The sequence below is a fragment of the Streptomyces sp. NPDC057702 genome (assembly GCF_042799315.1).
Lineage (GTDB): Bacteria > Actinomycetota > Actinomycetes > Streptomycetales > Streptomycetaceae > Streptomyces.
The window spans coordinates 19,182-35,889 of the sequence record NZ_JBHVJC010000051.1 but is presented as its reverse complement, the minus strand read 5'-3'; the positions used below and the strand labels follow the sequence as shown (position 1 = coordinate 35,889).

The following is a 16,708-nucleotide window of genomic DNA, read 5'->3' as shown; positions in this document are numbered from 1 at the left end:
TCCACCGGTGCGCGGTGCTGCCCGACCCGACCGAGGCGGAGCGGCGCGTCGACCCGGAGTCCTGGGGTTGGTCGAGCCGGCGGGTTGGCGGGATCGTGACGGGGGCGGCGGGCCGGTGCACCGCCGTAGTCGGGCCACGGTCGGTACGTCGCAGTGGGCCACGGCGCCGGCCCGGGCTCCTGCTCAGCCGGAGTGGCGGTCGGGGTGCGGCCCCGGGGCGCCGCCCCGGCCGTGGCCGGGTGGGCGGTTCGGAGTCGAACCGTGGGGGCTTTTGCGGCTCGACGGGCGGTTCCCCCGGCTGGCGCGCCCGTCCCTCCTCGCCCGCGGTCGCTGGGTTGGTCCAAAGGCTCGTCGGGCCTGGTGCGGGACGAGTCGCCCGGCCGCATGGTCACCGCATCGCTGTCCCGCCGGCGCCGCCGGACGGCACGGTCGCCGGTGTCGCCGACGGGGAGGGCTGTGGGTCCCGCGCTCTCGCTCACGGGGCCGTGGTGACCGTGCCGGCGGCGAACCTCCGTCGCCAGGCGAGTGCGACGTAGACCAGGCCGATCAGCACCGGCACCTCGATGAGTGGGCCGACGACACCGGACAGGGCCTGGCCGGAGGTGACGCCGAAGGTGGCGATGGCGACGGCGATGGCCAGCTCGAAGTTGTTGCCGGCCGCGGTGAAGGCGAGGGTCGCGGTGCGGTCGTAGGCCAGGCCCAGGCCCTTGCCGAGCAGGAAGGTGCCGAAGAACATGACCGCGAAGTAGACCAGCAGCGGCAGCGCGATCCGCACGACGTCCAGCGGCTGCGAGGTGATCGTCTTCCCCTGCAGGGCGAAGAGGACCACGATCGTGAACAGCAGCCCGTACAGCGCCCAGGGGCCGATCCTCGGTAGGAACCCGCGCTCGTAGGCGGTCCGGCCCCACGTCCGCTCGCCGATGTGGCGGGTGAGGAACCCGGCGACCAGGGGGACGCCGAGGAACACGATCACGTTCAGTGCGATGTGCCACATGGGGACGTCCAGGCCCTGGCCGCCGCCGAGGTGCAGCCAGCGCGGCAGCAGGTCGAGGTAGAACCAGCCGAGCAGGCCGAAGGCGAGGACCTGGAAGACCGAGTTGAGCGCGACCAGGACGGCCGCCGCTTCCCGGTCGCCGCAGGCCAGGTCGTTCCAGACGATGACCATGGCGATGCAGCGGGCCAGGCCGACGATGATCAGGCCGGTGCGGTACTCGGGCAGGTCCGGCAGGAAGATCCACGCGAGCGCGAACATCACCGCGGGTCCCACGATCCAGTTGATGGCCAGGGACGAGGCCAGGAGACGCTTGTCGCCGGTGACCGTGTCCAGCCGGTCGCACCGGACCTTCGCGAGGACCGGGTACATCATCACGAGCAGGCCGAGGGCGATGGGCAGGGAGATCCCGCCGATCTCGACCTTGGCCAGGGTGTCGTTGAGGCCGGGGACGAGCCGGCCCAGACCCAGGCCGACGGCCATCGCGACGAGAATCCACACCGCGAGGTAGCGGTCGAGGGTGGAGAGCCTTCTGACGATCGACTCGTCGCCGCCTCCGGCCAAGGCGACGTCGGTGGTGGGCTCGGTGAAGGTCACGGGCAGGCCCTCTTGTTGTCGGCGGCGGTACGCGCCTGCTCCGCCAGGTCGGCGAACTGCCCGGCCAGCTGGGCGATGACGTCCGCGCGGAGCCGGTAGTACGTGAAGCGCCCGCAGGGCTCCGTCTCGACCACTCCGGCCTCGCGCAACACCTTCAGATGGTTGGACAGGTTGGTCTGCCGGGCTCCGGTCTCCTCCACCAGATGTGTGGTGCACAGGGTCTCTCGGGCCAACAGGGTCACGATCTGGAGCCTGAGCGGGTCGGCCAGCACCCGCATCAGGTCAGTGTCGACTGACGTCATCATGGGCTGATACTGTCACATCATTGGGTGCTGATACCAGTCTGGGCTGACCTTCGAGGTTCGGGAAGAGGGGCCGTTCCATGTCCGCGTCGTCCACTCCGCCCGTTCCTCGCATCCACGACCGATCGGCGTCGGCGCCCGGCTCGCCGCCGCGCACGCCGCCCGGCTCCGCGTCGCTACCGCGTACGGACACAGCCGCCCCCGCGCGCCCTGGCCGCCCTCGGGAAGGAAGAGAAGAACCGATGACCGCTCCGCTCGCCTCCGTGCTGTTCGTCTGCGTCCACAACGCGGGCCGCTCGCAGATGGCCGCCGCGTTTCTCACCCATCTCGCCGGCGACCGGGTCGAGGTTCGCTCGGCGGGCTCGGCCCCCGGTGGCCAGGTCAACCCCGCCGCCGTCGAGGTCATGCGGGAAGCCGGCGTCGACATCTCCGCCGCGACCCCGAAGATCCTCACCGCCGAGGCCGTCCGGGCATCCGACTACGTCATCACCATGGGCTGCGGGGACGCCTGCCCGGTCTTCCCCGGAAAGAAGTACCTCGACTGGGTGCTGGAGGACCCGGCCGGCAAGGACGTCGAAGCCGTCCGCCCCGTCCGCGACGAGATCAGGATCCGCGTCGAGGCGCTCATCGCCGAGATCGACGCCCGACGCGAGGGGTGACTCCCGTGGCGCCGTCCGAGGGTGCGCGCGAGGTCGTCACGCGGGAGGCGAGCAGCCGCTTCCAGGTCGCGCGGCGCCCCGACCCGGTGCCGCGCTGACGGGTGGTCAGGTGGTCAGGTGGTGGCGTGTCGCGCACGCGCCGCGTCGAGTTCCCGGCGTAGGTCGGCGGCGCAGCTGGTGACGTCGCGGTTGGCGGTGTCGAGCACCAGGTGCTGGCGGTGCCAGGGTGCGTAGGGCCGGCTCACGATGGCCTCCCAGTCCGGCAGGGCCAGATCGGGGATGTCCACGGTGCGGTGCTCGGCCCGGTGACGGTGCTCGGCGGTGTCGGAGCAGATGATCTCGGCCTCGAGCGCGGGCACACCGGCGCGTACGGCCACGCTCAGCCAGGCGTCGCGGGTGACGTCCAGCGGGTTCACCGACTCGGCGACCACGGTCAGCCCCTGCCGCAGATGCTCCTCCGCGAGGGCGTAGGCGACGGTGTAGCCGGCCGGACCCACGGGGTGGGTGGCCAGGCCGGAGCGTACGATCGCCTGCTCGATGGTGTCCACGCGCACGTGGACCGCGTCGATCTGGCGGACGAGGGCCCGGGCCAGGGTCGTCTTTCCCGTCGCGGGCAGGCCGCAGATGATGACCAGCATGGGGCCATGGTGCCCGACGCCTCGCGCGGGATCGCCCGGGGGGCTGTGCCGGCTGGCCGGGCGGGGTGTGTCGGGCTCGTGCGTTGGGCGCGAGCCTCGGGACCCGCATCGGCACGGGGAGGGGAGTCAGCGGGGCGGGTGGCCGGTGGGTCGGGTCTGGCTGGGACGGGCGGTGGGTTGGTGTACCTGTTCCAACCCCAGCGGCGCCGGGGGCGGTAGGGGGCCGGCGCCCTCGGCCCGGAAGGACTGGAGCAGATAGCCGACCAGGCGACGCGACGCGGCCAGCGAGACCGGCGCGGGGTGGCCGGTCAGGCCGCTGTTGGCGAGCATCAGCAGGGTGATGTCGCTCAGGTGGAAGTCGCGGCGTAGCTGTCCGGCGTCCTTGGCGCGCTGTACGAGGCGGGCCAGCGCGTCCTCGGCCCAGGCCCGTTCGCGCTCGTAGGCGCTGGCCTCGGGGAACTGGGTGAGGAAGGCCCGGGTGAACCCCCGGTCCGTGGCCTGGGTGGCACACAGCCTGTCGACGGCGGTGGTCAGGCCGCGCCACGGGTCGGGATCGGCCAGCGCTTCCTTCAACGTGGCCACACAGTGCGCCAGTTGCTCGGCGAACGCCTCGGCGATGAGATCGGCCCGGGTGGGAAAGCGCCGGTAGAGGGTGGCGACGCCGACGCCCGCGCGACGGGCGATGGTCGCCAGCGGCACGTCGAGACCGTCGGCGATGTACGCCTCGCGCGCGGCGGTGAGAATGCGCTCGCGGTTGCGCTGGGCATCCGCCCGCAGCCGCTCGGCCGCGGCGGTGCGGGGCGCGGGAGCCTTGGGGGTGCCGGGCGCCGAGGCGCGGTCGTGCCGAGGGGGCTGGGCGGACATGCCCTCACCCTAGCGCTACCGGCTCCCGCCCCCGGCGAGCCCAACTGGCCCCGCCGAGCAGGGCGGTAGGCCGACCGCGCGGGTGGCCCCGACCGCTTCTGACCGATGGGCGCCACACGGTTGCCGCGAGGTGAGCGCCGGTTCGACCCCGTGGCGCGGGTGTGCGGCTGGCGTGTGTCTACGGCTCCCACACCGCGCGGTCGTGGGCGAAGAACACGCGTCGTGGGGCGAAGTCGGCCAGCCGGTCCAACCACCGGGGGTAGGGCGGCAACGGCGGCTCGACCCCGTCCAGCGTCGCCTGTCGGGCCAGCTGGTCCGAGGCGAACTGGGAGGCGAGGTCGCGCGCCTGGCCGGCGAGTACGACGGTGCCCTCGGCCCGGTGGAGCACCAGCGACTGGTGCCCGAGGGTGTGCCCGGGCGTCGGGACCACCCACAGGCCGGGCCAGACCTCCCGCTCACCGGCGAGCTCCTCGTAGACCGCCCCGGGGAAGTCGACGAGGCTGTCGACGGTGTAGTCGCCCTGTCGAGCCGTGGCCAACTCGCGCTCCTGGACCAGGACGGGGGTGCCGGCCCACAGCGGGTTGCCGCCGCAGTGGTCGAAGTGCAGATGGCAGTTGACCACCAGATCGATGTCGCCCAGAGCCACCCCCGCCGCCGCCAGGGCCTCGCGCAGCCCGCGTCGGCGAGGCCGGTAGTGGGCCTCGGTCTCCGGGCCCGCGTCGCCGATGCCCGTGTCGAAGAGCACCAGCCCCCGAGGGTGGCGCACCAGATAGGCGAGTGCGGGCTCCACCCGGGGGTGCGGAAGCCCCGCCTCGGCCGCGGGGCGGACGAAGTAGCCCAGGTCCAGGCGACGCACTGTCGTGTTCTTCCCCATCCGGCCATCCTGACAGGCCGCGACCGCGCCGCCAGCCCGCTCCGCTCACAGCGCACGCCTTCGCTCACGGCGCACGCCAGGGCGCGCCGGGCCACGTGGGCGGGTCCCGCCGTCCAACCCCGGCCGACCCGTCCGGCCGGGTCGGCCCCAGGCGGCCGGGTGGGGCGCTACGGTGCTCGGGTGCGACTGCTGCTGACCTCCGACACCCATCTGCCCCGGCGCGCCAAGGTGCTGCCGCCGCCGTTGCTCGCCGAGATGGATCGCGCCGATGTCGTGATCCACGCGGGTGACTGGGTGGACGTGGCGACGCTCGACCTGGTGGAGGCGCGTGCCGAGCGGCTGGTCGGGGTGTGGGGCAACAACGACGGGCCCGAACTGCGGGCGCGGCTGCCCGAGGTGGCGTACGCGGAGTTGGGTGGGTCGCGGTTCGGGGTGGTGCACGAGACCGGGGCCGCGCGGGGTCGCGAACGGCGTTGCGCCGCGCGCTTTCCCGACGTCGACGTGCTGGTCTTCGGGCACAGCCACATCCCGTGGGACAGCGTGTCCGAGGACGGCCGGCTGCGGCTGCTCAACCCCGGTTCGCCCACCGATCGGCGACGACAGCCCCACCACACCTATCTGACGCTCACCGCGACGGCGGGTCGGCTGACCGACGTGGAGTGGCACCGGCTGCCGTGACAGACGGAGACGTGCCGCCGTCGTGGCAGGGGGGTGACCGTCGCGACAGGGTGGGTGGGGCCACCGGGTGGGCACCTGGCACCTGGCGCCGTGTCGCGAGGCGGCGCCCCCGCCGTGGGTGTGTCGAGGCGGGGGCGCCGCTGAGGGTGGGTGTGTGGGGTGAGCGGGGGCGGGTCAGCCGCTCACGGTGATCTGGGACCCGGGGTCGGTGACGTCGGTGACGTCGTAGGTGGCGCTGAACGTGGAGCTGGTGGCACTGGTCGGGCAGCCGAACCCGCCGACCACCTTGACCGGCACCGACACACCCGCGAACGTCAGACGCGAGGGCGCCCCGTTGGTCCAGGAGCCGGCGAGGGACGCCTCGGCCGTCGGCGCCGCGGTGACCGTACACGAGGCCAGGCCGCTGTTGGTGAGGACGAAGCCCCCGGTGGGCATCGTCAGGTTGGCGCTCACCGTGCTCCCGTGCTGGACCGCGATGCCCCAGGAACCGCTGGTGGCGATGGTGGCGTTCACCCCTGGCATGCTGGTGGTGCAGGAGCTGTAGGTGGGTGGGTTGAGGGGGCCGTCGACCGGGCCGGCCGGGTTGGTGTTGGCCGGAGCGGCCGGTACCTGGTTGGCCGTGCCGCCTGTCGGCTGGGTGGTGGAGACGGTGCAGGTCACCGTCACGGACCCGGCCTTGAAGGTGGCCTTGCCGTTGAGCGTGGCCTTGAAGTGGTGGCCGGCCGGAGTCACGGTCGTGGGGCCCGCCGTGACGTGGGGGCGGGCGTGCGCGGTGCCGGCGAGCGCGAGGGCGGCGACACCGGCGAGCCCGGCGCCCGCGGCTATGACGGAACGTAAGGGGAGGGTACGAGACATCGTGCGGCTCCTTCGGGTGGGGGAGTTCCATGATGGTGGTGCGTGACACGCGGACCGGGACGCGGGAGTGGCCCACAGTGCGATGGAGTGGCGTGCGGTGGGGTGACCCACGGTGCGGTGGGGTGGCGCGCGGGCCGTTACGCCGACGGGTCGACGGTCGTGTCCCGTACGCCGGTCGTCCGCTGACGATCGACCACCTCCGGCACGGTGGCCGTGATGTCGTCGCCGCCCGCCCGGCGTTGGTCAGCGCCACGAGGGTGCGCGGTCCGCTCGGTGGGCGCCGTGCCGCTGGTGGTGGCGTCGCGTGGGGCGGGTGTGCCGATGCCCTCAGGTTGGGTCGGGGGCGGTCGTGGCGCCTCGGGTGGCGGCAGCGGCTGCCAGGCGAAGACCAGGCTGCCGCCGAGGACGCCGACGATCGTGCCGACGAAGAAGCCACCGAGGTTGGACAGGACCAGGGCTCCGGCCGCGACCAGTACGGCCAGCACGCCCGCCAGGCCGCGGTAGTAGGGCGCGAACCAGGCGCTGAGCCCCATCAGCACCAGGACCAGCCCCATCAGGACCGAGACGAAGCCGGTGACGCCCTGGAGGACCATGACCCTGAGCGGGGCCAGCGGGATCGCGGCGATCTCCACCCCCGCGACGACGGTGGTCAGCCCGCCCCAGAACGGCCGGCCCCGGCGCCATCGGCGGAAGGTCAGAAGCATTCCCTGGTGCCCTTGCTGATCTTCATGCTCAGCCCGTTGAGCCGAAAGGTGCCCGCCGTGGTGGCCCAGGCGACCGTGCGGAGTTTGGCGATGTGAATGTCGTCGGCCTGCTGGGCGAACGCGTCCTGCATGCCCTGCGCCCCGTCGGGCCCCTTGTCGACGGTGGAGGCGTCGCGGCCGATCTCGATGCTGTTGAAGCTCGCGTCTCCGGCGATGTCGGTGGCGTCCATGTACAGGTCGGTGGCTCGCACCGGCGTGGACCCCGTACCGGCCGACAGCTTCAGCGAGATCGTGCCGACCACCGGCAGCTTGGTGACCACCGACTGACACAGGTTGCTGAGCTCGGCCTTCTTGATGGCCGTCACCGCCACCGGCAGCAGGTCACCACGGGCGTTGGTGTCCACGCCGCCGTACTGGGCGAAGCCCTCGCCCTTGAGGTCGTCGGCCGCCACCTTGAACTGCTGGCCGGAGACGGCGAAGGACGCGGCCAGCGCGCCGTTGGCCAGCGCGACGGCCAGCGCGGCCGTCGCGGCGAACCCCGGCACCGAGACCACGGCGAAACGCCGCCATCGCACACGACCTACTACATGTCTTCCTTGCTCATCTCTCATGGCGATATATCCCCTTCGAAGAGCAGGGCGGCGCACACGGCGACGTGCGGGAGAGGAACGGGCGCGGGGGCCCCGGCGGCTCGGCCTGACACCCCACATGAATGACCCGTGCATGCCAACTAGGTTGGGCTTACTAGAGAGTAAGTACGCTCCGACGCACTGACAAGATGCCGAGCGGCGCGATTTTCGAGGCCCCGTCAGAGGCCCGGCCCAGCCCGCCCGACACGCGGTGCGACCCGGGCCGACGCGCGCGAACAGGCCCTGATCCACGCCGTGTTGGCGTCGCGCGCGACGGCCGGGGCGATGCGCCTCAGCGCTTGGCGAAGGCGAGCACGGCCACCAGCGTGTGCGGCTGGCGAGTCGAGAGATACAGGTACGGCGCCCCGTAGTCGGGCGCCGTGATCTCGATGCGCAGCGCCGTCGGCACATGACTGCGCAGCAGCATCAGCGCGTGGGCGTCGGCCCGCCGGGTGCGCCAGGCCAGCGCCTCCTCCGGGTCCAGGATCTCGGGCATGCCCAGCGCGTCGATGGGTAGCCGGATCGTGCCAGCGGTCAGGGAACCGATCGTCACCCTGATCCGCGAGCGGCCGTACGCGTACGTCCCGGCGGCCATCGCGCACGAGGCCAGCAGCAGCGCGCCGAGCGCCACCGGCGGACCGAACGGCAGCAGCACCAGCGCGAGCGCGAGGCCGGGCAGTGGCACCCACAGCCACCAGGCGGGTGGCACACTCAGCCGCTCGTCGTAAAGAGACATGCGCCCAGAATGACAGTTCCGGGCCGCTGGGCACTCTCCGGCCCCGCACCTCGCGGGCCGCGCGTGCGGGACGCGAAGTGGGGGTGTGAGGTGGAGCGAGGGTGGGAACCCCGTGCCCGGGGTGCGCACGCCCGCCGGCTCGGGCCCGTCGCCGGGGCCGTCGGCTGTCGCGAGGTGCCGGTGGGTGGCTCGGGCGCATGATGGAGACAGTGGGCCGTCCCCACCGGCGAGGCGCGAGCGCGACCCGACAGCAGCACCACGCGGAGGAAGCATGAGCGACGACATGGCGGATGACGTGCACCAGCCCACGGGCGGTAACGAGGAGCAGGGGGACGCCGCCCCGCTGGACGCCCAGAATTCCCTCGATGAGCGCAGTTACGACGAGATCCTCGACGAGGGTTACTCCCCTCCGGAGAAGCCGCTGGGTGTGACCAGGACCGGTACCACCGCCGAGGAGCAGCAGCACGGCGAGAGCCTGGACGAGCGGTTGCGTCAGGAGGCCCCCGACGTGGGTGTCCCCGAGGGGGACGGCAGGGGAGACCTGTCCGGGGGTGACGGCGAGCTGATCGACGACGAGGTGGGCGACGGTCGCGCGGGCCGCCTGCTGGCCCCCGACGAGGGCGCCCACCCCGACCGCACCAAGGACCTCTTCGCCCGCGACGTGGGCGTCGACGGCGGCGCGGCCGGGCCCGAGGAGGCCGCCGTACACCTCGTGGAGCCCGAGGAGTACGCCGACGAGGAGCCGGACGCGGCGGGCCCCGGCGACCGCTGAGCACGCCCGGCCGCCCCCGCCGCCCCGGGAAGGCTCCCCGCGCGCACCGCCCGGCCCCTGACCGGTCGCGCCCACGGGTCGGGCCCGTGCGGGCGGGCCTCGCGCGATGCCGGTGGGGGCCGGGCGGGGCCTGGCGGGTTACGGCGCGCAGGGTACGCCCTGCGTGGCGTACCGCAGGCCCTGGGTGTACGCGCCACAGGCGGCGGCCGTGCGGGGCCCCTTGGCGGTCAGCCGCAGGATCACCAGGGTCTTGTCGCGTGGCGGGGCGTTGCTGCCCGGGGCGTAGCGGACCGATCCGGTCGCCCCGTCGAAGGAGACCCCCGACCGCAGTGCGGTGGTGACCGCGCTCCTGCCGACGCTGTTGTCGGCCCGCGCCAGGTCCACCGCCTGGGACAGGGCGTGCAGCGCGTCGTAGGTGACGGCGGCCTGACCGTCGTCGCGCCAGGGGTCACGACCCCGCTCGCCCGCGACGAAGGCGTTGTACGCGGCCACGAACTGCTGGGTCTTGCGGCTGGCCAGCGGGTCGGCGTCAGGGAGGCGATGTGCCGCGTAGTACAGCCGCAGCCACTCCCTGCCCTCGAACTCGCCGGTCTGGGCCACGTTCGTCAGCTCGTTGCCGGCCAGCACCGTCACGGCACGCTGACCACACGCGTTGAGCGCGTCCAGCGCGTCGACGAAGGCGGCGAAGTCCCGGGTGCGCGCGGCCCAGTAGACCACCGTGCGGTGGTTGGCGCCCAGCGCCTCGCACACCTTGTCGGCGAGGTCACGGGGCCGCGAGTACCCGAACACGCCGGGGTCGGAGCGGTCGAAGTTGCCCTCCTGGGAGAAGTTGACCACCTCGGCGGTGCCCGCGCTCCCGTCGCCCCGGGCGCCGCTGGTGAAGTCACCCTCGAACAGGCTGGCCAGGCTGCGGCTGTAGAGGTCGCCCGAGCTCTGCACCACGATCGCGTGCCGGGCCGGCGTGCAGCCCGCGCCCCCGGGCCGGGCCACCAGCCGTTCGTTGCGGGCGAAGGAGGCGACCACCCGGGCCTCGGTGCTGTTGACCGGCGTGCTGGGCCAGTAGTAGTCGCCGACCTGCATCTCGTCGGCGGTCGCCGTCGTGCCCACGGCCGGGATACGCGCCCGGGCCAGGACGCGCAGCGCCTCCCGGGTGGTGTCGCGGCTCTGCGCGAAGCCCAGCACACCCACCACCTCCCGGGCGCCGGTGCGGTGGCCGGCCTCCACCTCGGCGACCAGTTTCCGCGCCTCCCCGGCGGCCCGCGCGAAGGCCCGGCCGGTGTCGCGCACCTCCACGCGCAGCGGCACCCGCGAGTCGTCGGAGAACGCCTCGCTGTTGAGCCGCTTCTGCCACAGGGTGATGCCGCGCAACTCGGGCACGATCCCGTCGAACAGGGTGCCCGCGTCGCTCTCGGGCCCGACCGAGGCGAAGTAGACGATGGTGCGCACCGTCCGGCCGCGCTCGGCCAGTTCCTCCGCCCGCCGGTTCTGTGCGTCGATGGCCCGCAGCGCGGTCCGGTACCACTCCAGAGGGTGCACCTCCCGGGGCATGGCGCGGTTGGACGCGGTGGCCTCGCCGGCCACACACGTCGTCGGCGGGCTGTCGGCCAGCCAGTCCCGGGAGACCGGCGGGATGATCGACGCCACCACCAGCACGCTCCCCCCGGTGCACAGCGCCGTCTGGGTGCGCCAGTCCAGCCGGAAGCGGCGCGGCGGCCGGCCCCGTAGGGGCAGGCCGTGTCGCTCGAACGGCTCCCGCGCCAGGTCGACCAGCACCGGCCGGTCGGCGCCGTGCCGCAACGCCTGCCCCGCCTGGGCCAGGTCGGTGCTCTCCGGGTCGATGTCGCCCAGCAGGGCCGGGGAGAAGCGGCCCACGGCGATCACCAGCGGGCCGGGCGTGGGCGCCTGGGTGCGGGCCCGCGCGTAGACACGCAGGAAGCGTTCGGCCGCGCGGGCGCCCGGTTCACCCACGGGCGGTACGTGCACCAGCACCACCGGCCGGGTCGTGCGCCGTCGCCGCTTGGGCAGCAACCCACCCACGCGCGGGCGCGCGAGGTCGGCCAACAACGCCAGGGTCATCAGCTGTTCCAGCACCGTGAACGCGTCCTCGCGCTGCCGCTGCCCCTCGCGCAACCCCAACCGGCCCGCCTGCCGGGTCGCGACGCCGTCCATCACCTGGAACAGGTCCTCCCGCCCCCGGGTGACGTTCAACTCGGCGCCGAGCCAGCCGCGCCGGCCACCACCGCGCCGACGCCCGCCACGGACCAGCCCGCGGGTCACCCGACGCGTCCACCACCAGCGGGGCAGGGTGTGCGTGAAGGACAACCAGAAGGTCCGCAGCAGCCACCCGCCGAACCCCGCGCTGTCCGGCACCCCCGCGCCACCCAGCGACCACAGCACCTTGGGCAACCCACCGCGATGCACCCTGCGCTCGTACGCGTAGTCCCGCAACCCTTCCGCGTCCTCGGGCGCGAGCGCGGTCGACGCCGTCGGGTCGGCGGGGTCCGCGCCCGGCCGGGTCGCGGCCGGCGAGCCGTCCGCCGGCCGGGTGTCGGCACGCGCCCTGATGGCGGTCACCAGATCCCGCATCAGGGCCACGTCACACAGCCGGTCGGGGGTCATACGGGCCGGGATGCCGAAGGAGAGCTCCCGACTGGCCTGTTCCGCGACGAGTTCGTCGTCCGTGCTGGGGTGCGCCACCGCGTGCGGGACCAGCTTCTCGCCCTGCCCCTCCAACGGCTCGCGCAGCGCCGCCACCACCCGCTTGACCTGGGCGCGGTAGGTCTCCGCCGACTCCCGCTCCGGTGGCTGCGGTACCTGGAGCAGCAGCAGCGGCGACCTGACGGTCAACTGCTGGCGGTCAGCGGGGACGACGGCGGCCGGGTATTCGCGAGCGAAGTCATCGGCCCCCGTATCGTCGGGAAAGGTCGTGTCGGCCATGTGGGTCCCCCGAACCGAATGTGCCGTACATAAAAAGGGGGCCCAGATTACGCCTGTCAACTTGGGAGAGGTCCCCGTTCTCCATTCGCTCACCATAGGCCGCCCAGGGTCTGTGGTAGCCCTTTCGGTTCACTGTTTGAGCTCGATCTGAGCTTGCGCCGAACGGCCCGGGGTGAGGAGTTTCCGACCCTGTCCCGTATGTGAAAGTGCCCTGTCTTTCCAGGGCCCGCGATGCCGCGCCGGAACCGCTCGCCACCGCTGCGGGACGTGTTCTGTCCGTATCGGGAAAGGCGATCATGAATAGGTGTGGGGAAGGGGGAATTCCCTTTCGACCGGCGGGGGAGAAGCCGAGGGAATTCCCGTCGACCGGCCGGGGAAGCCACCGGTGGAGCTGAGCTGGCGGGCGCGGAAGAGAAGCAGGGGCGTGGTCCGTCCGGACCGTCGCGGCACCGGGCGCGGGGCACCGGGCGCGGGGCCGGCGCGCCCGGCGCCGTCGCGTTCTCCCTGGGCGCTGCGCCGCCCGAGCCGCTAGCACGGCAGGGGCGGCCCCGTGTAGTTGTCCGCCAGTTCGGCGGCGGCGTGCGGCGAGGTGGCGAACCGTGCCAACTGCGCCAGTTGTAGGCGGGTGTCGAAGGGGGAGTGGGCCGGATCGGTGTGCAGGGTGGTGGTCATGAGGTACGAGAAGTGCTCGGCCCGCCACACCCGACGCAGACACGTGTCGGAGTAGGCGTCCAACAGCGCGGTCGAGCCGGTGTCGCGCCGCTGGATCAGCGCGCGGGCCAGCACGGTCACGTCGGCGGCGGCCAGGTTGAGCCCCTTGGCGCCCGTCGGCGGGACGATGTGGGCCGCGTCCCCGGCCAGGAACAGACTCCCGTAGCGCATCGGTTCACTCACGTGACTGCGCATCGGCAGCACCGCCTTGGCCGTGACCGGGCCGCGCTCCAGCCGCCAGCCGGGGTCGTCGTCCACGGCGAAGCGGGCGTCCAGCTCGTCCCAGATCCGCTCGTCGGACCACGCGGCCGGGTCGGTGCCGTTGGGCACCTGGAGATAGAGCCTGCTCACCGTCGGCGAACGCACGCTGGCCAGGGCGAAGCCGCGCGCGGAGTGGGCGTAGATCAACTCCTGGTAGACCGGGGCCGCCTGAGCCAGGATGCCGAGCCAGGAGTACGGGTACGCGCGCTCGAACGAGGTGCGCGAACCCGCCGGTATGGTCGTGCGCGCCACCCCGTGGAAACCGTCGCACCCCACCACGTACTCGCAGGTCAACGTGTGGTTCTCGGCCCCGTGCCGGTAGTGGATGACCGGGCGGTCGCCCTCGATGTCCTCGACGCCGTCCACCTGGGTCTCGAACAGCAGCGGGCCGCCGCCGGCCAGCCGCAGCGCGATCAGGTCCTTGACCACCTCGGTCTGCGCGTACACCATCACCCCGCGCCCGCCGGTCAGCGAGGGGAAGTCGACGCGGTGGGCGCCCCGGTCGAAGCGCAGCTCGATGCCGTGGTGCGCCAGCCCCTCGCGGTCCATCCGTTCGCCCGCGCCCGCCGCCCGCAGGGTGTCCACCGTCTGCTGCTCCAGGATGCCCGCCCGCTGGCGCTGCTCGACATACGCGCGGTCGCGGCGCTCCAGTACGACGTTGTCGATGCCCGCGTTGTCGAGCAGCCGACCCAGCAGCAGACCGGCCGGGCCGCCACCGATGATCCCGACAGTGGTACGCATCAGGGTGTCTCCTCGTTGTCGCCGAGGGGCCGGGGCTCCTCGGGTGGGGGCGGGGGCGCTCCGGTGGTCGCGGTGTCCACCTCGGACAGGACCCGGTCGGCCACCTTGAAGGCCGAGTTGGCGGCCGGCACGCCGCAGTACACGGCCGTCTGGAGCAGCACCTCGCCGATCTCCTGGGGCGTGAGACCGTTGCGCAGTGCGGCCCGCACGTGCATGGCCAACTCCTCGTCGTGGCCGCCGGCGACCAGCGCGGTGAGGGTGACACAGCTTCGCGTGCGACGGTCCAGCACCTGACCGGTCCAGATCTCGCCCCACGCGTAGCGGGTGATGAAGTCCTGGAAGCGGGCGGTGAAGGCGGTGGTGGTCGCCACCGCGCGATCCACGTGGGCGTCCCCGAGCACCGCGCGCCGTACCGACATCGCCTCGGCGCGCGAGAAGGCCCCCGAACGGTCCGCGCCGCCCTCCCACGGGCTCGGCGGGGCGCCGTCGCCCGGTGGGGCGGCCTCGGGTCCGGTGACCGGAGCGGCCAGATGGGCCCGCAGCGCCGCCAGCACCGCGCCGGGTTGCTCGACACAGGCCAGATGCCCGGCGCGGGCGATCTCCACCAGGTGCGCGTCGGCGATGCCGTCGGCCAGCGCGCGGGCGTGCGCCGGCGGCGTGGCGACGTCGCCCCGCCCGCCGACGACCAGCGTGGGAACGGTGATCCGCGCCAGCTCGGCCCGCAGGTCCAGGCGGGCGATGAGCTCACAGCACGCCGCGTAGGCCGCCGGGTCCGCCGCGCGGTGGTCGGCCACCAGCGCGGCCACGGCCTCGGTGTGGCCGGCCACGAAGCCCGGCGTGAACCAGCGGTCCGGGGCGCTGTCCGCCAGTTGGTCGATGCCCTCCGCGCGCACCGCGCGGGCCCGCTCGTGCCACGCCTCGGGCGCCCCGAAGCGGGCCGAGGTGCACAGCAGGGCCAGCGCGCGCACCCGCCCGGGATGGTGGGCGGCGAGCCAGGTGCCGACCGCGCCCCCGAGCGAGACGCCGGCGTACGCGAAGGAGTCGACACCCAGCGCGTCGGCCAGGGCGATGACCTGCCGACCCAGGTCGGCCACGGTGGGCTCGGCGCCCAGCAGGTCGGCCGGCGAACCGCCGTGGCCCGGCAGGTCCCAGCGGATCACCCGGTACTCCCCGGCCAGGGCGGCGGCCTGCCGGTCCCAGAGCGACAGCGAGGTACCCAGCGAGGGGCCCAGGACCAGGGCGGGGGCGTGTGTCGGGCCGTCGAGGCGGTGGTGGAGGAGGGTCATCGGGGCTCCTGCCCGGAGTGCGGGGAGTAGGGGGCGCGCCGCAGCGCGCGGTCGGTCAGGGCGCCGGCCGAGCCCAGATAGCCGGCCGGGTCGGTGAGTTCGCGCAGCCGCGCGGCGGGGAGCGCCTGGCCCACCTCGGGCTCGGCGCGCAGCGCGTCGAACAGGCTCGTGCCGTGCGCGGCGGCGTGCCGCGCGGCCCGCGTCAGCGCGGCCCTGGCCCGGCCCCGCCCCAGCCGTGGGGCGAGCTCGGTGGCCAGCCGCTCGGTCAGCGGGCGGCCTCCGGTCAGGTCGAGGTTGGCGCGCATCCGGTCGGCGTGCACGGTCAGCGACGTGCTGAGCTCGGCCGCCGCGCGGGCCGCCGCGCCGGTCAGCCGCAGCGCGTCGCGCAGCGGCTGCCACTCGGCGTGCCAGGGTCCGGCCGGGCGTTCGTCGGGCGCGACCAGCGCGCCGACCAGCACCCCCGTCAGCGCGGGCACCTGTCGGGCGGTCGCCGCGATGAGCGTGGCCCGCACCGGGTTGGCCTTGTGCGGCATGGCCGAGGAGGCGCCGCCGACGCCCTCGTCCAGCTCGGCGATCTCGGTACGCGCCAGGACGAGCACGTCGCCGGCGACCTTGCCCAGGGCTCCCGCGCAGAACGCGAGCGCCGCACCCGTGTCGGCGACCGGCGTACGCAGCGCGTGCCAGGGCAACTCCGGTGTGGCCAGGCGCAGTTCGGCGGCGTACGCGGCGACCAGGTCCACGCCCACCTCGCCGCCGGCGCGTCCCGGGGTGGCCTCGGCGAAGGCGTGGAAGGCGGCCAGGGTGCCGGCCGCACCGCCCAGTTGCACCGGCAGTGTGGCCCGCACGCGGACGATCCGCTCGTACGCGTCCAGGACCAGCGCGCGCCACCCGGCGATCTTGAGTCCGGCGGTGGTGGGCACCGCGTGCTGGGTCAGGGTGCGGCCGACCATCGGCGTGTCGCGGTGGCGGGCCGCCAGCGCGCCGCACGCCTCGGCCGTGCGCGCCAGATCGGCGGCGATCAGGTCCAGGCTCGCGGCGGTGACCAGCATGCACGCCGTGTCCATGATGTCCTGGCTGGTCGCACCGCGATGGACGTACTCGGCGTGCTCGGTGTCCGCCTCGGCCACCGCGTGCGTGAGGTCGGCGACCAACGGGATGACCGGGTTGCCGCCCTCGCTCGCCCGCCGGGCGAGCGAGGGCAGGTCGAACCGGTCGACGCGGGCCGCGGCGCTCACCGCGTCCGCGGCCGGCGCCGGGGCGAGCCCGACCCTCACCTGAGCCCGGGTCAGCGCGGCCTCCGCGTCGAGCAGGGCTTGCACGACGGCGCGGTCGCTGGTGAGGGCCTCGACGGGGCTGGCGGCGCGCACCGGGGCCAGCAGCCCGACGTCCGCCCGGTCGGCGCCGGTCTCCGCGCCCGTGTCGGGCGCCGACCGGGCGGAGGCCGGTCCCCGCTCGCCCGCCGGGGCCGGGGCG

16 protein-coding genes are annotated in these 16,708 nt (G+C 73.9%); 3 read left to right on the top strand and 13 right to left on the bottom strand.

All coding sequences use genetic code 11. From position 1 onward, the window contains the following. Window positions 1-475 precede the first annotated feature (475 nt). Together arsB and ACFVFR_RS29300 are read right to left on the bottom strand one after the other, a co-directional pair. Window positions 476-1,588: an ACR3 family arsenite efflux transporter gene (gene arsB, locus ACFVFR_RS29305; protein ID WP_383707150.1), complete on the bottom strand. Its 1,113-nt coding sequence runs from the start codon at window positions 1,586-1,588 to the stop codon at window positions 476-478. Further along, window positions 1,585-1,893, bottom strand: coding sequence for an ArsR/SmtB family transcription factor (locus ACFVFR_RS29300; protein WP_383707148.1), 309 nt, complete (start codon window positions 1,891-1,893; stop codon window positions 1,585-1,587). The genes arsB and ACFVFR_RS29300 overlap by 4 nt, the downstream gene beginning before the upstream one ends. 239 nt (window positions 1,894-2,132) lie before the next feature. Here ACFVFR_RS29300 and ACFVFR_RS29295 point away from each other — a divergent pair, with 239 nt between their 5' ends. Then, complete coding sequence (locus tag ACFVFR_RS29295) at window positions 2,133-2,549, top strand: arsenate reductase ArsC (RefSeq protein WP_383707146.1); 417 nt, start codon at window positions 2,133-2,135, stop codon at window positions 2,547-2,549. A gap of 113 nt (window positions 2,550-2,662) precedes the next feature. Here ACFVFR_RS29295 and ACFVFR_RS29290 read toward each other — a convergent pair whose 3' ends face one another. The 3 genes from ACFVFR_RS29290 to ACFVFR_RS29280 form a co-directional block, all read right to left on the bottom strand. Further along, window positions 2,663-3,187, bottom strand: a complete 525-nt coding sequence (locus tag ACFVFR_RS29290) for an AAA family ATPase (protein ID WP_383707144.1) — start codon at window positions 3,185-3,187, stop codon at window positions 2,663-2,665. A gap of 126 nt (window positions 3,188-3,313) precedes the next feature. Continuing rightward, on the bottom strand, window positions 3,314-4,051 hold the full coding sequence (locus ACFVFR_RS29285; RefSeq protein ID WP_383707142.1) for a TetR/AcrR family transcriptional regulator: 738 nt from the start codon (window positions 4,049-4,051) through the stop codon (window positions 3,314-3,316). Window positions 4,052-4,229: 178 nt separating this feature from the next. Then, entirely contained in the window at window positions 4,230-4,925 is a 696-nt protein-coding gene (locus ACFVFR_RS29280; RefSeq protein ID WP_383707140.1) for an MBL fold metallo-hydrolase, read from the bottom strand. Window positions 4,926-5,105: 180 nt separating this feature from the next. On the opposite strand from ACFVFR_RS29280, the gene ACFVFR_RS29275 reads away from it, so the two are divergent. Next, a complete protein-coding gene (locus ACFVFR_RS29275) occupies window positions 5,106-5,603 on the top strand; it encodes a metallophosphoesterase family protein (RefSeq protein ID WP_383707138.1) in 498 nt (165 codons plus the stop codon). Between the two features lie 174 nt (window positions 5,604-5,777). Here the strand turns inward: ACFVFR_RS29275 and ACFVFR_RS29270 are convergent, their stop codons facing one another. From ACFVFR_RS29270 to ACFVFR_RS29255, 4 genes are all read right to left on the bottom strand, one after another. Beyond that, window positions 5,778-6,458 (bottom strand): hypothetical protein, encoded by a 681-nt coding sequence (locus ACFVFR_RS29270; protein ID WP_383707136.1) that lies wholly within the window; start codon window positions 6,456-6,458, stop codon window positions 5,778-5,780. 137 nt (window positions 6,459-6,595) lie between these two features. After that, window positions 6,596-7,162, bottom strand: coding sequence for a DUF6114 domain-containing protein (locus ACFVFR_RS29265; RefSeq protein ID WP_383707134.1), 567 nt, complete (start codon window positions 7,160-7,162; stop codon window positions 6,596-6,598). Beyond that, complete coding sequence (locus ACFVFR_RS29260) at window positions 7,153-7,773, bottom strand: DUF6230 family protein (protein ID WP_383707132.1); 621 nt, start codon at window positions 7,771-7,773, stop codon at window positions 7,153-7,155. The genes ACFVFR_RS29265 and ACFVFR_RS29260 overlap by 10 nt, the downstream gene beginning before the upstream one ends. 310 nt (window positions 7,774-8,083) lie before the next feature. After that, complete coding sequence (locus ACFVFR_RS29255) at window positions 8,084-8,527, bottom strand: DUF3093 domain-containing protein (RefSeq protein WP_383707130.1); 444 nt, start codon at window positions 8,525-8,527, stop codon at window positions 8,084-8,086. Window positions 8,528-8,798: 271 nt separating this feature from the next. Between ACFVFR_RS29255 and ACFVFR_RS29250 the strand changes: the two genes are divergently transcribed. Further along, the gene (locus ACFVFR_RS29250) at window positions 8,799-9,299 is read left to right on the top strand and encodes a DUF5709 domain-containing protein (protein ID WP_383707128.1); all 501 of its coding nucleotides are present in this window, start codon (window positions 8,799-8,801) and stop codon (window positions 9,297-9,299) included. 138 nt (window positions 9,300-9,437) lie between these two features. Here the strand turns inward: ACFVFR_RS29250 and ACFVFR_RS29245 are convergent, their stop codons facing one another. The 4 genes from ACFVFR_RS29245 to pcaB all read right to left on the bottom strand — a co-directional run bounded on the left by ACFVFR_RS29245 (window position 9,438) and on the right by pcaB (window position 16,602). After that, window positions 9,438-12,236 carry an ABC transporter substrate-binding protein gene (locus tag ACFVFR_RS29245; protein ID WP_383707126.1) on the bottom strand — a complete coding sequence of 933 codons (2,799 nt, stop codon included), beginning with the start codon at window positions 12,234-12,236 and terminating at the stop codon, window positions 9,438-9,440. A gap of 528 nt (window positions 12,237-12,764) precedes the next feature. After that, window positions 12,765-13,949, bottom strand: coding sequence for a 4-hydroxybenzoate 3-monooxygenase (locus ACFVFR_RS29240; protein ID WP_383707124.1), 1,185 nt, complete (start codon window positions 13,947-13,949; stop codon window positions 12,765-12,767). After that, window positions 13,949-15,235 carry a 3-oxoadipate enol-lactonase gene (gene pcaD, locus ACFVFR_RS29235; protein ID WP_383707122.1) on the bottom strand — a complete coding sequence of 429 codons (1,287 nt, stop codon included), beginning with the start codon at window positions 15,233-15,235 and terminating at the stop codon, window positions 13,949-13,951. The genes ACFVFR_RS29240 and pcaD overlap by 1 nt, the downstream gene beginning before the upstream one ends. Then, window positions 15,232-16,602, bottom strand: a complete 1,371-nt coding sequence (gene pcaB, locus ACFVFR_RS29230) for a 3-carboxy-cis,cis-muconate cycloisomerase (RefSeq protein ID WP_383707164.1) — start codon at window positions 16,600-16,602, stop codon at window positions 15,232-15,234. The genes pcaD and pcaB overlap by 4 nt, the downstream gene beginning before the upstream one ends. Window positions 16,603-16,708: the final 106 nt, after the last annotated feature.